At 69.9% G+C, this 14,376-nt stretch carries 13 protein-coding genes; 8 read left to right on the forward strand and 5 right to left on the reverse strand.

The window, feature by feature from the left end; translation table 11 throughout:
• Position 1: 1 nt before the first annotated feature.
• The gene (locus AB0L00_RS33010) at positions 2–2,665 is read left to right on the forward strand and encodes an MMPL family transporter (RefSeq protein ID WP_364441019.1); all 2,664 of its coding nucleotides are present in this window, start codon (positions 2–4) and stop codon (positions 2,663–2,665) included.
• A gap of 2 nt (positions 2,666–2,667) precedes the next feature.
• Positions 2,668–3,702 (forward strand): alpha/beta hydrolase family protein, encoded by a 1,035-nt coding sequence (locus tag AB0L00_RS33015; RefSeq protein WP_364441021.1) that lies wholly within the window; start codon positions 2,668–2,670, stop codon positions 3,700–3,702.
• A gap of 80 nt (positions 3,703–3,782) precedes the next feature.
• Here AB0L00_RS33015 and AB0L00_RS33020 read toward each other — a convergent pair whose 3' ends face one another.
• A complete protein-coding gene (locus AB0L00_RS33020; RefSeq protein ID WP_364441023.1) occupies positions 3,783–4,247 on the reverse strand; it encodes a hypothetical protein in 465 nt (154 codons plus the stop codon).
• 230 nt (positions 4,248–4,477) lie between these two features.
• Complete coding sequence (locus AB0L00_RS33025; protein ID WP_364441025.1) at positions 4,478–4,915, reverse strand: hypothetical protein; 438 nt, start codon at positions 4,913–4,915, stop codon at positions 4,478–4,480.
• A gap of 240 nt (positions 4,916–5,155) precedes the next feature.
• Between AB0L00_RS33025 and AB0L00_RS33030 the strand changes: the two genes are divergently transcribed.
• The 3 genes from AB0L00_RS33030 to AB0L00_RS33040 all read left to right on the forward strand — a co-directional run bounded on the left by AB0L00_RS33030 (position 5,156) and on the right by AB0L00_RS33040 (position 8,557).
• Positions 5,156–5,278: a hypothetical protein gene (locus tag AB0L00_RS33030; RefSeq protein ID WP_364441027.1), complete on the forward strand. Its 123-nt coding sequence runs from the start codon at positions 5,156–5,158 to the stop codon at positions 5,276–5,278.
• A gap of 216 nt (positions 5,279–5,494) precedes the next feature.
• Positions 5,495–6,790 (forward strand): MFS transporter, encoded by a 1,296-nt coding sequence (locus tag AB0L00_RS33035; RefSeq protein WP_364441029.1) that lies wholly within the window; start codon positions 5,495–5,497, stop codon positions 6,788–6,790.
• A gap of 420 nt (positions 6,791–7,210) precedes the next feature.
• Positions 7,211–8,557 (forward strand): sialidase family protein, encoded by a 1,347-nt coding sequence (locus AB0L00_RS33040; protein ID WP_364441030.1) that lies wholly within the window; start codon positions 7,211–7,213, stop codon positions 8,555–8,557.
• Positions 8,558–8,658: 101 nt separating this feature from the next.
• On the opposite strand, the gene AB0L00_RS33045 is transcribed toward AB0L00_RS33040, so the two are convergent.
• Complete coding sequence (locus AB0L00_RS33045; protein ID WP_364441032.1) at positions 8,659–9,201, reverse strand: YceI family protein; 543 nt, start codon at positions 9,199–9,201, stop codon at positions 8,659–8,661.
• A 107-nt stretch (positions 9,202–9,308) separates the two neighbouring features.
• On the opposite strand from AB0L00_RS33045, the gene AB0L00_RS33050 reads away from it, so the two are divergent.
• Positions 9,309–10,199, forward strand: a complete 891-nt coding sequence (locus tag AB0L00_RS33050) for a LysR family transcriptional regulator (RefSeq protein ID WP_364441033.1) — start codon at positions 9,309–9,311, stop codon at positions 10,197–10,199.
• 159 nt (positions 10,200–10,358) lie between these two features.
• Here the strand turns inward: AB0L00_RS33050 and AB0L00_RS33055 are convergent, their stop codons facing one another.
• Positions 10,359–11,594, reverse strand: coding sequence for a hypothetical protein (locus tag AB0L00_RS33055; RefSeq protein ID WP_364441035.1), 1,236 nt, complete (start codon positions 11,592–11,594; stop codon positions 10,359–10,361).
• A gap of 205 nt (positions 11,595–11,799) precedes the next feature.
• Between AB0L00_RS33055 and AB0L00_RS33060 the strand changes: the two genes are divergently transcribed.
• Positions 11,800–12,411, forward strand: a complete 612-nt coding sequence (locus tag AB0L00_RS33060; RefSeq protein ID WP_364441037.1) for an RNA polymerase sigma factor — start codon at positions 11,800–11,802, stop codon at positions 12,409–12,411.
• Entirely contained in the window at positions 12,408–13,421 is a 1,014-nt protein-coding gene (locus AB0L00_RS33065; protein WP_364441038.1) for a CU044_5270 family protein, read from the forward strand. Before AB0L00_RS33060 ends, AB0L00_RS33065 begins: the two co-directional genes overlap by 4 nt.
• 148 nt (positions 13,422–13,569) lie before the next feature.
• Here the strand turns inward: AB0L00_RS33065 and AB0L00_RS33070 are convergent, their stop codons facing one another.
• Positions 13,570–14,376, reverse strand: a complete 807-nt coding sequence (locus tag AB0L00_RS33070; RefSeq protein WP_345365799.1) for an alpha/beta fold hydrolase — start codon at positions 14,374–14,376, stop codon at positions 13,570–13,572.

Consider the following 14,376-nt stretch of genomic DNA (forward strand, 5'->3'; position numbering starts at 1 on the left):
GATGTTCGCCGGTCTGGGACGTCTCGTCCATCGACGACGGCTGAGCTGTCTCGCCCTGTGCCTGGCGTTCGCGGTGCTGTCCGGGATGTGGGGCTCGGGCGCGGTCGCGCGGCTGAAGAGCGGCGGCTTCGACGACCCGCACTCCTCGTCCTCGCTCGTCGCCAAGCTGTCCGCGCAGTACTTCAGCAACTCCACGCCCGACGTCTTCGTCATCTACCGCAGCGACCGGCTGACCATCGACGACCCCCGCTTCCGCGGCGCGGTCGTCACGACCCTCGCCCGCCTGCCGCAGAACCGGATCCGTAACGTCCTGACGTACTGGAGCCAGACGCCGCGCGTCGCCGAGCTGGCGTCCAAGGACCGGCACGCGACGTTCGCGGCCGTGCAGCTCGCGGGCGACGACTCGGCCAAGGCCGCGGCGTACGACGCCATCAAGGACATGTTCGCCGCGCCCGGCCTCAGCGTGCGGGTCGGCGGCGGCGTGCCGCTCGCCAAGGAGTTCAACACCCAGACGCAGGGCGACCTCGCCCGCGCGGAGACGATCTCCTTCCCGGTGCTGCTGGTCCTGATGCTGCTGGTGTTCGGCAGCCTCGGATCGTTCTGGCTACCGCTCGTCGTCGGCGCCTTCTCCATCGTCGGGGCGTTCACCGTGCTGCGGCTGCTGACGATGGTCACGGACGTCTCGTCCTTCAGCGCCGAGGTCATCACGATGATGGGCCTCGGCCTGGCGATCGACTACTCGCTGTTCATCGTCAACCGGTTCCGGGAGGAGCTGGCGCGCGGCGCCGACCGGCCGACCGCCCTGGCGAACACGATGGCGACCGCGGGCCGCACGATCGCGTTCTCCGGCATCACGGTGACGACCGCGCTCAGCGGGCTGCTGCTGTTCCCGCAGATGTTCCTGCGCTCGGTCGGCCTCGGCGGCATGGCGGTCGTCGCCGTCGCGATCGTCGGCGCGCTCATCCTGCTGCCCGCGCTGCTCGCCCTGCTCGGCCATCGCGTGGAGTTCGGCCGGATGCCCTGGCGCCGCCGCCGAATCCGGAAGGACCGGCGCGAGGGCGGCCCGTGGTACCGCCTGGCGACCGGCGTCATGCGCCACCCGATCCTGTACTTCGTCGCCGTCATGGCGGTCCTCGGCGTACTGACGACGCCGTTCCTGCACGTACGGTTCGGCACGACCGACGTGCGCGTGCTGCCGACGAGCAGCCCGAACCGCCAGCTGTACGAGGCGTTCCAGCGGGAGTTCCCCACCGGCTCGAAGGACCCGATCGACGTCGTCCTGTCCGGCGATCTCATCCCGAAGAACTTCGTGCCGTCGAAGAAGCGGCCGGTGCCGTCGTTCATCACCGACTACGAGGGCCGGCTGCGACGCCTGCCCGGCGTCACGAGCGTGGAGATCACCGGGTACGCCGACAAGTACGCCGCGGTGCGCATCTCGGTCCGCCATCAGTACGGCGCGATGACCGACCAGGCCCGTGACCTCGTCCGCCGCATCCGCGCGGTCCCGCCGCAGCGGGAGGCGCTGTACGCAGACGTCGGCGGCTCCACGGCCGCGCAGATGGACATGATGGACAGTCTGCGGCGCGGCCTGCCCACGGTCGGCGCGGTGATCGGGCTCGTCACGTTCCTGCTGCTGTTCATGGCGTTCGGGTCGATCGTGCTGCCGCTCAAGGCCGTCACCATGAACCTGCTGTCCCTCGGAGCGTCGTTCGGCGCGATCGTGTGGGGCTTCCAGGACGGCCACCTCGCGGGCCTGCTGCGCTTCACCCCGACCGGTACGACCGAGCCGACGACCATCATTCTCGTCCTGCTCACCGTCTTCGGCCTGTCGATGGACTACGAGGTCTTCCTGCTCAGCCGCGTCCGCGAGGAGTGGGACCGCACGCGGGACAACGCCAGGTCCGTCGCCGTCGGGCTGCAGCGCACCGGCGGCATCATCTCCAGCGCGGCCCTGCTGTTCCTCGTGGTGATCGCGGTGTTCTCCACCGCGGAGATCACCCTGGTCAAGCTCATCGGCGTCGGAATGTTCGTGGCGATCGTCGTGGACGCCTCCCTCGTCCGGATGCTGCTGGTCCCGGCGACGATGCGCTTCCTCGGCCCGGCGAACTGGTGGCTGCCCCGCCCGCTGCGCGCCCTCCACTCCCACCTCGACCTCGGCGAACACGACGAACCCCCGCAGCCTTCGGAGAGCGTCGCCTCGCCCGCGGAGAGCACCCCGGTGGATGAGGAGCCCGTACGCGTTCCAGAGAGCGTTCCGGCCCTGGAAGACGTGCTCGTCGAGACCGTGCCCGTGCCCAGGGCACGGCGGCAGGCGCAGCGGCTGGCCGAGCTCAGGGCGGAGCGGCGGGCGCTGCGGACCGTCCCGGACCGTACGGCCGCCGCCGAACTCGTCGACCACGGACACGGCCCCGGCCGTCGCGATGACGCGGGCCCGGCCACCGCCGTCACCGGAGAGCCCGAGGCCGTCGTCGAGCACGGCGCCACCGGCGAGCCCACGCTCGCCGACGAGATTCTGCGCCGGGTGGCGGCCGTCAACGGCCGCGCCCCGGTATCCCGTCAGACAAGCGAGGAGGCGGGCGACGGCCGCAGCGCCCCGCGTCCGCAGCGAGAGATCGTTCCCAACCCGGACGGACCCGGGTGGCACTGGAAAGCACCGGAGGAATGAGCATGCCAGGTACTCCGCTCCGCCGCGCCGTCGCGTCGACCATGGGCGCAGCCCTGGCCGTCGCCATGGCGGGCGCGTCGCCCGCCGCCGCGGCGAGCAAACCGAGCAACAAGGTCCCCAGTACCGCCAAGGCGAGCGACGGGGCGCGCGTCACCTCGCAGAAGTGGCTGACCGGCCACGAGGTCGACCTGACGGTCAAGTCCGTCGCGCTCGGCCAGTCGGTGAAGGTGCGGATCCTGGTGCCGAAGGGCTGGAAGACCTCGACGACCAAGCGGTACCCGGTGCTGTACGCCCTGCACGGCGGCCGCGACCACTACCAGTCGTGGACCCGCAGCACCGACATCGAGACCTATGCGTACAAGTACAACGTCATGGTCGTCATGCCGGAAGGCGGCGTGAACGGGTCATATACGAACTGGTACAACTACGGCAAGTACGGCAGTCCGCAGTGGGAGACCTTCCATAACTTCGAGGTCCGGGAGATCGTGGAGCGCGCCTACCACGCCGGGACCGCGCGGGCCGTCATGGGCAACTCCTCCGGCGGCGAGGGCGCGATCACGTACGCCGAGCGCTACCCCGGCCTCTACCGGTACGCCGCCTCGTTCAGTGGCGTGCTGTCACTGCGGTCGCCGGGTGTGCCGGCGCTGCTGATGTTCACGATCGTCGGTGCCGGCGACGGCACGGACCCGTTCCGCATCTGGGGCGTACCGGTCGCCGACGACGTCAACTGGCGCCAGCACGACCCGCTCTACCTGATCACGCGCCTCAAGGGCACCGGCGTCTACATCTCCTCGGGCACCACCGGCAAGCCCGGCCCCGGCGACAACCCCAAGACCGCGCCGTGGGACATCGGCCTGCTCAGCGAGCGGATGGTCGGCGCCACGAACGTGACCTTCCTCCAGAAGGCCCAGCAGCTCGGCGTCCCGATCACCTCGCACATCTACGGCGACGGCCGGCACTCCTGGCCCGCGTGGACGCGCGAGATGCACACCGCCTGGCCCAAGCTGATGGCGGCCATCGGCGCCAAGCGCGTCTGACCCCTCCCGGCCCGCCGAATGACCGCCGCCGGAACCCTCGGCGGTCATCCGGCCGGCCGGGCCGGGCGTGGCGCCCGGCGCTACGTGGTGGGCCGCGGGTAGCGGGTCCTCCCTGAGAAGAGAGCGCTGTCCGCGTTCGTGTCGCTGGCCCAGTGCGCGTTCTTCACGGCCCGGTTGTACGTGTGCACGGCCGGGTTGAACTGGGGCGCGTCAGTTAAGACGAACTGGGGAGTGGAGCAGCCCCAGTTGGCATAGCCCGGGATGTAGGCGCTGCCCGGGAACTGGCGGTAGCTGTTGTCGAGCTGCTTCTTGACGTGCACGTGGGCGATGACGACCACGGTCCAGTTCCTGAAGGTGACCCGGTAGGGGAGGACGAAGGTGTGATCCCAGTCCGGGTTGCCGGCATCGGCGTCGTGCATCGAGATGAAGAGCGGCCGCGCGTGGTTGTTCACCAACTCGGTGATGACGTCCGCCCCGGTGAAGGTCGGCGTCCCGCCGCCCTGACACTTGGCCGGATCCCACCCTGGGGGCAGTTGTTGCGTCATGTCGGGTCCTCCAGACATGCAGGGAAAGGCCTTCAACCTACGACCGGATGGTCGCGCTGTGGAATCGGACGGCCACAGTCGGTCCTGGCCGACCCCGGCCGCCGACCAGGGCTTGAGAAACACCGGCCGGGCGCTGCGAGGACGCAACCTGATGAGACCTCGTTCTAGCGATCTTCGGGCTCCCTCCGCCGACAGTGGAAGGAGCCCGAAGAGACAGTTCATGTCCGGCGTTAGATGCTGTCGACCGTTGTCGAGTACTTCTTTCCGGTCTTGAGGCCGACTTCCGCGTATACGGACACGCGCCCGCTCCTGGCCACGGTGACCGGGCCGGCGTAATACCGGTAGTTCCCGCCGTCGCGGTCAATGCCGGCGTTGCTCTCCAGGGCGACGTAGAGCCAATTCGTCTTGCCGGCGTACGCGCTCGCGGGACGGGTGACGGCGCACATCCGCGTGGGCGAGTGCGCGTAGGACTTCTGATACCAGTACGTGTAACCGACGGTGACCCTCGTGCCGCCGAGAAGGGGAACGTTGACGGCCGCCTTCGAACGGTACGTGTACCCCGAGCAGGGGGCGCTGGCCGCGTCGGCTCCTGACGCCATGGACATCAGGGCTCCGGTGGCGATTCCGACGGCGGCCAGCGCCGCAGCCGCCTTCGTACGGAAATTCACGTTCTCGGGTCTCCTGCCAGTTTCGGATGAGCGGGTCAGCTGTTCCTTCTCGACCGTGTCCTGCACGAGACGTTGCTCCCAGCCGCTGCGTGACATCAGTAATCAGTGACGCACGTCACATTGCCGCGATGTCACAGGAATCGGGTGACGGTCGTCTCGGGTTTGTCAGGGCGCCGCGCGAATGACCCGCGCGGCGCGCGACTCCATGCGTGAGGACGCATCGAGAGGAGTTGAGACGACATGGCCGACACCGAGAACTGGGTCCCGAAGAATTGGGTCCCGAAGAACTGGGTCCCGAAGAACTGGGTCCCGAAGAACTGGGTCCCGAAGAACTGGGTTCCGGGGAACCGGATCTCCCGCTGACCAGGCGAGCGCCTGAGAAGCTGATCTCAGCCGCTATGTCCTGAGATCCGATGCCGGCCCGGGGGCGGGCCCCGGTTCCCCCCTATGCACCGCCCCCGGACCGGCCGATGGGCCATACGCCGATGATCCGCTGTCTCTCGCGCGGACGACCTCGTTCACCGTCGCGACCTGTGCGGTGCACCGGCGTCAGGACACGAGAAAGCGAGCATCCTTCGCATGGTGGCGGATTCCTCTTCGCCCGCCGAATCGGACAAGGCGCTCACCGGCCCGCAGAGCGTCGAAAGTGCCAGGACCGGGTACGGCGCCGTATTCGCGGTCAAGGAATTCCGGACCGTCTTCGTGGCCCATGTCCTTTCGGTGCTGGGCGGCGTCCTCGCCGAGGTATCGCTGGCCGTCCTGGTCTTCCGGCAGACCCACTCGGCGCTGTTGACGGGCCTCGTCTTCGCCCTCGGCTTCCTGCCCTACGCGCTCAGCGGGATCACGCTGTCCGGCATCGCCGACCGTTATCCGCCCCGCCGTGTGCTGGTCGCCTGCGACCTGCTGTCGGCGGGTTGTGTGGCCCTGATGGCCGTCCCGGCGACCCCGTTCGCGGCCCTGTTCCTGCTCCGTCTCGCCGTCGCGATGATCTCGCCGCTGTTCACCGGCACCCGGGCGGCGAGCCTCGCGGACATCCTGCAGGGCGACCGGTACGTCCTGGGCCGCTCGCTGATCCGGATCGTCTCGCAGAGTTCCCAGGTCATCGGCTACGGGCTGGGCGGCCTGGCGCTGGCGTGGGTATCGCCCCGCACCGCGCTCCGCGTCACCATCCTCACGTTCCTCGCGTCCGCCCTGCTGCTACGTCTGGGCACCCGTGACCGGCCCGCCCGGACAACAGGAAGCGGCGCGATGGCGCGTGATTCCATCGCCTCGGCCGGCCGGTTGCTCGGCGACGCCCGCATCCGCGCGCTGCTGCTGATGTGGTGGGTTCCACCGATGTTCTTCGTGGTCGCCGAGGGGGTCGCCGCCCCCTTCGCCGACGCCTCTGGGGCGGGCTCCACCGGCTTCGGCCTGTTCCTGGCCGCGATGCCCGCCGGCACCGTGGTGAGCGAGGCGCTGGTCGGCACCCTGCTCAGCCCCGCCGCCCGCGAGCGCCTCACGCTACCGCTCGCGGCCGTATCGCTGCTGCCACTGGCCGCATTCGCGGTCCACCCGCCGCTGCCGCTCGCGATCGGATTAATGCTGCTCACCGGACTGTCCGCCGCGTACACGCTCGGCATGGACCGGTGGTTCGTCCACGCGGTACCCGAAGAGATGCGAGGCCGGGCCATGTCCCTGCTGGGCGCCGGCATCATGACCCTCCAGGGCCTCGGCATGGCCGTCGGCGGCGCCGTCGCCGCCGTGGTTCCCCCCTACCTGGTGATCTGCGCGGCCGGGCTGCTGGGCACGGTGAGCGTCCTGGGCGTGCTGCGTTCCGTACGCAGACATCAGGCCCCACCACGATCGGAACATCGCTCGCCGCCCCAAGGGGCGTGAGAGGAGCTCGGTCAACGGGCGCCGGACCCTCGGGCGATTCACCATTTATCCGGATGCGCTGGGCGCGTGATCCGTCGTTCACCGAGCCTTTGGCCCGGCACCGCAGCCGCGACCGCGGATGACCACGCCACGGAGCCCTCGGGAGGGTGAGGCTGACGCTGTGAAGAGCTTGGTCACGCTGAGTCAAGAGGGGGGACAAAGATGATCTTGAGGCTGTAGCGTCGGTCGTGCCGTTCGGCGTCTGCTGGGAACACGCTGCCCGGCTAGGCGGCAGCGTTCCCTGTGGAGACACCCCCATCGAGGATGAGGAAGGCACCGTTGAAACGACGTTCAAGGTCAGTGCTGGCCGTGGCGGCCGCCGTGGCCGCCTGCACCGTTTCGGCTCAGCCCGCCTTCGCGGATGGTTCCGACCCTGCCAGCGTGGTGCCGATCTCGGGTACCAGTGCGCTGCCGGCGGGTTGTGGGCTGCCCGAGGGCGACGGTTACGTGCTGAACCCGAACACCGAGGTTCAGCCCATGGTCGCGCGGGATCCGAAGCGGCCGCGGCACCTCGTCGCGGTGTACCAGCAGGACCGGTGGAACCGGTACGGCAGCAACGGAGCCGTCACCGCCGTGTCCGACGACTACGGCGCGACCTGGCATCGGTCGGCGACGCAGCCCGCGTTCTCCCGATGCAACGGCGGTACGGCGGCCAACGGCGGGGACTACGACGTCACGACGGACCACTGGGTCACGATCACGCCCTCCGGTACGGCGGTGGCCGCGTCGTTCTCGCTGTCACGTACCGGTCAGGTCACGGCGATGCTGGTGTCGCGCTCCGGTGACGGCGGCGAGCACTGGGACGCCCCGGTGACCCTGCAGCGGGACGACGACCCGCAGTACTTCAACGACCGCCCGGCGGTCACCGCCGATCCGTACCACCCGGGCGTGGTGTACGCGGTGTGGGACCGGTCCTACAGCGGGTCGAACGGCGACTGGGGACAGCCGGTCTACCTGGCGAAGTCGACCGACGACGGGAAGACCTGGTCCACGAAGAAGGTGTACGACTTCCCCACCAACAGCGGCGCACTCGGTACCGTGCTGACACCGATGGCCGACGGGACGCTGTTGATCGGCATGCACCAGGAGACCGACACCACCGCCGCCACCCAGGTCATCCGCTCGACCGACGGCGGCGACACGTGGTCGGCGCCGACGCTGGACGTCGCGGCCCCGTTCACCGTGGCTACCAAGATCCCGGACCCCGACAACTCGGGTGACCCGGTGCGCAACGCCACGGAGCCGCTGCTGGCGGTCCAGCCGAACAGCAAGGTGGTGAACGCGGTCTGGCAGAGCCAGGACGCCGACGGCACCTTCCACGTCGCGTACGCGCGGTCCACCGATGACGGGAAGACCTGGTCCAGCCCGGTTCGCGTGGACAAGACGCCCACCGGTTCGGCCGCGGTACCGGCGATCGCCGTGTCCCCCGGCGGCACCGTGGCGGTCACGTACTACGACTTCCGGAAGAACACGTCGGCGGCCACCCTGCCCACCGACTTCTGGGCCGTGACCTGCTCGTCGGACTGCACGAAGTCCGCATCGTGGCGCGAGCAGCACATCGAGGGCTCGTTCGACGCGCGGAAGGCGCCGTTGACGAGTTCCGGCCGGATGATCGGTGACTACACCGGCCTGGTCTCGACCGGCTCGGCCTTCGTGGCCGTGTACGGCGTGACCACCGGCGACACCGCCAACCCGGTGGACGTCCACAGCGCGACCTTCTACAACTGACCGACCGGGCGCGACCCGCCGGCGCTTCTCGCGTCGGCGGGTCGCGCCATACGGTGCGGCGGAGATTCCGCGTCGAGTGGTGTTCCTACCGGGGGCGAGTGCTAGGTCCGCCGGACAGCGGTGACGTCGAACTCCAGCGTCACCTTCTTGCCGACCAGGCCCGTGGCGGCGGTCCAGTTCACACCCCAGTCCGCCCTGTTGATCACGGTGCTGCCCTTGAAGCGAATGCGGACCTCGCCCTGCGGGTCGTGTTCGGTGCCGGTCTGCTCAAGGGCAACGGTGACCGGTTTGGTCACGCCGCGGATGGTCAGGTCACCGGTGAGCTCGAAAGCGGTCTCGCCGACCTGCCGTGCCCCGGTCGAGGTGAAAGTGATGGTCGGATGGTCGTTCAGGTTCAGGAATCTGCCGCGCAGCAGGTCGTCGCGCTTGGCGTTGTCTGTCTGGATGCTGCCGGCCTGGATCGTGAGCTCGACGCGCGACTTCGACGGATCGTCGCCGTCCAAGCGACCCCCGCCTTCGAATTCCTCGAACCGCCCGCGCACCTTGGGGCCGATCGTGTGCCGGGCGACGAAGCCGATCCGGGTGTGGGCGGTATCAAGGGCGTAGTCGCCGCTCAGCTCCCCGAGCGCAGCCGTGATTGCCATACTGGTCCGCTCCCATGAGAAGGAAGAGTGAGGAATCCAGCATTGAGGCAGGTCAACGGCGGATCAATGTAAGCTTCGTTGAGCGATCCATAAGTCTGGAGTTATCGATGGAGCTTCGGGACATCGAGATCTTCCTGACGTTGGCCGAGGAACTGCACTTCGGCCGCACCGCCGAACGACTCCACGTGTCCCAGGCCCGCGTCAGTCAGGCCATCGGCCAACAAGAGCGGCGTCTCGGCGTGGCCCTGTTCGATCGCACCAGCCGCCGCGTGAGCCTGACCCCGGTCGGCCGACGCCTCCGCGAGGATCTGCAACAAGCCCTCGACCTCCTCCGAGAGGGACTCGCCCGCGCCGAAGCAGCCGGCCTGAGCGGGGGCCGGACTCTGCGGCTGGGTGTCTTCGGACATGCCGGACACGAACTACGCCCACTCGTCGACATGTTCCGCACCCGTCACCCTGGCAGCGATGTCCAGTTCAACGAGATCACCGGCAGCGACGCGTTCGCCTCCCTGCGCGCCGGAGTGAACGACATCAATGTGCTGTGGCTGCCCGTCGTCGAAGCGGATCTCACCGTGGGCCCCACCGTGCTGACCGGAAGCCGCGTGCTGGCGGTGTCGGCCGACCATCCGCTCGCCGAGCGCGGCTCCGCCTCCCTGGAGGACCTCGCCGACAACCACGTCGCCGACCTCGGCCCCGACGCCCCCGAGTACTGGGTCGCCGCCATGGTCCCCATGCGTACGCCGAGCGGTCGCCGTATCCCGCGCGGGCCCGCCGCGCGGACCTTCCATGAGGTCCTTTCCCTGGTCGCCGCCGGGCAGTGCGTCCACCCGCTGGGCGAGATAGCCGCCCGCTACAACAACCCTCCCGACATCGTCTTCCTGCCCATGCGCGATGCCCCTGACCTTCAATGGGCCCTGACCTGGCGCTCCACCGCCGACAGCCCCGCCATCCGCGCGCTGGCCCAGATCGCCGTCGATCTCGGCCCCATCGCGCTGTGACGGCGACAGCGGGCGGCAGCCCGCGCTACCGCTGCGCTGCCACGCCGCCGATCACGACAGTGCTCCGAAGGTCGTCCTCCTCGACCGGACGCGGCCTCACCTGATCAGCCACGATCGCCGGACGGAGTGGTCCCGTCCCGCGATCCGTGTCGGCTGAAGTTACGCGTGGTGTGCGAGGAAGGGATAGGGGCCGCCGCTCGTCTCGGAGTCACCGGTGGCGCCGACCGCCCACAGCCCGCCCCCCGGAATGGCGGCGGCGCCATTGACGCCCCCGTCTCCGGCCTGCGGGATCGAGCCGCGCGACCAGCGCTTTCCGTCCCAGCGCAACGTGTACATGTGGTACGGGGAATCCGTGTCCCCGACCGCCCACACGCTCCGACCGTTCTTCACCACGTCGTTGATCTCTCCGGAACCGTCGGGCACAGGGGTGCTGGACCACTTGTGGCCGTTCCAGTGCAGCATGATCGGGAGACGGCTTCCGCCGCGGGAGCCGGCCTGCCCGGCGCCGACCACCCAGACGTCGTTGGCCGACAGCGCCCGGACCGCCGCCACGCGCCTGGTCCACCGGTCGCCGATCGCGGGTTCCTTCAGCCGTTTCCAGGTGCGGCCGTTCCAATGCAGGAGCACCAGGTGCTCGCGGCCCTGAGAGTTGCCGAAGTCGGTGCCGGCGGCCCAGACGTCGTGGGAATTCCGGACGGCCATGCCGGACAGCAGCCAGTTGTCGCCGAGCCGGGGCAGCGCCATGCGCCGCCACTGGCGGCCGTTCCACCGCTGGACGTACCCCTGTGCGACCTGGGTGCGGGAGTCGTAGGTGCCCCCGATGAGCCACGCGTCCTTCGGCCCGCCGGCGGCGACGAGGGTCCCGGACGACTGTTGCGCGCCGGGGATGGCCGGGTAGCTCATCGGGGTCCAGCGTCGCCCGTCCCAGTGCAGCATCGCGCAGTCCGCGCTGGCCCACACGTCGTTGCGGCCCGTGGCGGTGAGGAAGTTGATGCGGCCGACGGCGGGCATGGTCACCGAGGACCAGGAGCGCCCGTTCCAGCGCAGCATCAGGGTCGGGAACATCTCCTTCTCCATCTGGCAGATGTCCGGGGTCGCGTCCGCTCGCCCCACGGCCGTGCCGGCGAGGTCGCCCCGCGCGGCGGCCGAGGGATGGCCGACGATGCTGCTGACCTTGAACCCGCCCGCCCAGGCGTCCGTGCGTCCGGTGGTGACCACGCTCGTCAGGTTGGCCCGGCCCTTGACGGGGATCGCGGACCGGTGCCAGCCGGGACCGGGCTTGACGGGCTCCGCCGAGGCCGCGGGAGCGCCGATGGCGAGCGCGGTGGCCGAAATCGCCGCCGCGAGAGCGCCGAGCCGGGCCGCGCCGCGGCCTCGCCGAGGAATGAAGGTCATCAAGAGTCCTTTCGAAGAACTACGGTCGACTCCTGATCACCCGATGTCGCCACGGTGGTTCCCACCGCGGCCCGGCCTGGCCGCTGCCGCCGCACATGGGCCGGGCCCGAGGCGAGTGAATCCGATTGGGAACTCATCCGGGCCGTCCGGGTGAAAACCGGTCGCACATGGTCCGTTCCGCACGAGACCAGAAATCGGAGACCGGATGAGAACACAGCCGTATGTGGCTGCGACGGCGCGGGAGAGTATGGACGACGCCGCGTTGATACAGCAGTCCCTACGAGAGCCCGAGGCGTTCGCGCAGGTGTACGACCGCCATGCCGCGCACATTCACCGCTACGTGACCCGCCGGCTCGGAGCGGATGCCGCGGACGACGTGGTGGCCGACACCTTTCTGGACGCGTTCCGGCAGCGCCGCAGGTACCACTTCGACCGGACGGATGCCCGGCCGTGGCTGTACGGCATCGCCGCGAACATCATCGGCAAGCGCCGGCGTTCGGAGATACGGATGCTGCAGGCGCTCGCGAAGACGGGATCCGACCCGGTCGCGCAAAGCTACGGGGACGGCGTCGACGACCGGGTGGCGGCCTCCGCCGCCAGGCAGCCCATCGCTCGCGCGCTGGCCGCGTTGTCGCCGAAGTACCGCGAGGTGCTCCTGCTCATCGCCTGGGCCGACCTGTCCTATGAGGAGACCGCCGAGGCGCTGGGCATCTCGGTCGGCACCGTACGGTCACGGCTGCACCGGGCCCGAAAGAAGGTCCGCGAGGCGCTCGGCGGACACAATCCCACTTCCAGCATGGAGGAGCTCGACCGATGAACGACCTCGACCTGGTGCGTGAGATGCGTGCCGACGCTCCGGAGCCCTCGGCCGGCCAGCTGGCGGCCGGCCGTGACCGTCTGCGATCGGCGTTCGGTTCCCCCGCCGCCTCGGCGCGGTCCCGCCCCGCGCTGATCCGACGTCCGGCGATCATCGCTGGTGGCCTGGCACTCGCGGCGGCGGCCACAGCCGTCGTCGTCACGGTCGGCGGATCGGGGCGGCAGGAGGGCCATGTCGGTCCCCGGCCGTCCTCCATCCAACTGGCGGCGGCCACCGAGGTGCTGAACAAGGCCGCGCGGACCGTCGAGGCCCGGCCGGCGCCGAAGTTCGAACCGCACCAGTGGCTCTACTACCGCTTCACCGCGTACCAGCATGCCGCCGGCGGCGAGACCGACCAATCCTGGATCCGGATGGACGGGATGCAGGATGCCTCCATGGTGGGTGGAAAGCTCGTGGTCACGCGGCACTCGACGGCCGAGTCCGCGGAGGGCACACCGCTGGGCGCCTATCGGCTGCTGGCCTCGCTGCCCACCGACCCGCACGCTCTCCTCGCCACGCTGTACGCCAAGGTCGGATCCGAACCGCGTGGCGGCGGTCAGAGCAAGCAGGAGCTGGCGTTCGAGAACATTCAGCAGTTGCTGTGGAACTCGCCGGCGGGCGCTCCGCCGCGCGTCCAAGGAACGCTCTACCGGGCGCTGGCGCAACTGCCCGGCATCCAGGTCAAGCGCGACTTCCAGTACGCGCCCAGGCGTACGGCCATCGCCGTCTTCCACCTTCCCACCAGCGCGATCCTGCTCGACCCGACCAGCTACCAGATGATCGGCTGGGCGAGCGTCAGCGACGGCCACCGCCCGCCCGCTCCTAAACCGTCCAACGCCGCCGAAGCGCGCCAAATGGCCCACGACCCGAAGAAGTACCCCTGGAACTCCCCGGCCCTGCCCGCGGGTACCGTCATCAACTCCTTCTACCGCGATCATGTGGCCGTCGTCAGCGCCCCTGGCCGACGCTGACCAGCCCGGCCCTGTCCTCGGCGACGCCGACAGTCGTCCCCGAGGACAGGGCCGTAGTCGTCAGGTCCCGGAACCACAGGGGCAGCGAAGAGAACGGGCCGTGACGAACGCTCGGTCAACCGACGCCCGGCCCCCGTAAGGTCACCGCCTATCTGGACACGCTGGGCGCGTCATCCGTGGCTCGCCGAGCCTTCGGTCCGGCATGGCGGCCACCGCCGTCCGAGGCGACGGCCTCCTGGATCGCCGCCAGGACGGCGTCCCGGTGCGGGACCACGTAGAAGTGGTCACCGGGGAAGACCCGCAGCGTGAACTCACCGGTGGTCAGTTCGGCCCAGCGTTCGGCCTGCGCGATGGTGACGATCGGGTCGGCGTTCCCGGAGAACGCGGTGATCGGGAGGTCGAGGCGCGGGCCGGGCTCGTGCCGGTACGTCTCGATCAGCCGGAAGTCGCTCCGCACGTACGGGAGGACGAGCTCGCGCAGCTGCGGGTCGGCGAGGGCCCGCGCGTCCGTGCCGCCGAGCCGGACCAGCTCGGCGACGAAGGCGTCGTCGTCCTTGTCGTGGAGGACCTCATCGGCCGGGCCGCCCGGCCGGTCGTGGGAGGCGCGGGACGCGGAGACGAACAGGTGCGTCGGCGGGACCCCGCGCGCGGTCAGCAGGCGGGCGGTCTCGTGGGCGATGGTCGCCCCCATGCTGTGCCCGAACAGCGCGACCGGCCGGTCCAGCAGCGGGCCGAGCGCCTCGGTGACGGCACGGGCGATTCGCCCCGCGTCGTCGACGAGGGGCTCGAACAGCCGGTCCGCCCGGCCGGGGTACTCCGCGATGTGGACCTCGACCTCCGTGGCCGCCATGGCCAACGGGCGGTAGAACGCAGCCGAGCCGCCCGCGTGGGGAAAGCAGATCAGCCGCGTCGCCGCGGCCGGCCGGGCCTGGAAGCAGCGGAGCCAGCCCGGCAC

The organism is Actinoallomurus sp. NPDC052308, from assembly GCF_040679195.1.
Classification (GTDB): domain Bacteria; phylum Actinomycetota; class Actinomycetes; order Streptosporangiales; family Streptosporangiaceae; genus Actinoallomurus; species Actinoallomurus liliacearum.

Coding starts and splice junctions, on each gene's coding strand:
- AB0L00_RS33060 (WP_364441037.1), top strand. CDS start 11,800: ATGAGAACACAGCCGTATGTGGCTGCGACGGCGCGGGAGAGTATGGAC.
- AB0L00_RS33020 (WP_364441023.1), bottom strand. CDS start 4,247: ATGACGCAACAACTGCCCCCAGGGTGGGATCCGGCCAAGTGTCAGGGC.
- AB0L00_RS33065 (WP_364441038.1), top strand. CDS start 12,408: ATGAACGACCTCGACCTGGTGCGTGAGATGCGTGCCGACGCTCCGGAG.
- AB0L00_RS33035 (WP_364441029.1), top strand. CDS start 5,495: ATGGTGGCGGATTCCTCTTCGCCCGCCGAATCGGACAAGGCGCTCACC.
- AB0L00_RS33030 (WP_364441027.1), top strand. CDS start 5,156: ATGGCCGACACCGAGAACTGGGTCCCGAAGAATTGGGTCCCGAAGAAC.
- AB0L00_RS33050 (WP_364441033.1), top strand. CDS start 9,309: ATGGAGCTTCGGGACATCGAGATCTTCCTGACGTTGGCCGAGGAACTG.
- AB0L00_RS33055 (WP_364441035.1), bottom strand. CDS start 11,594: ATGACCTTCATTCCTCGGCGAGGCCGCGGCGCGGCCCGGCTCGGCGCT.
- AB0L00_RS33010 (WP_364441019.1), top strand. CDS start 2: ATGTTCGCCGGTCTGGGACGTCTCGTCCATCGACGACGGCTGAGCTGT.
- AB0L00_RS33015 (WP_364441021.1), top strand. CDS start 2,668: ATGCCAGGTACTCCGCTCCGCCGCGCCGTCGCGTCGACCATGGGCGCA.
- AB0L00_RS33045 (WP_364441032.1), bottom strand. CDS start 9,201: ATGGCAATCACGGCTGCGCTCGGGGAGCTGAGCGGCGACTACGCCCTT.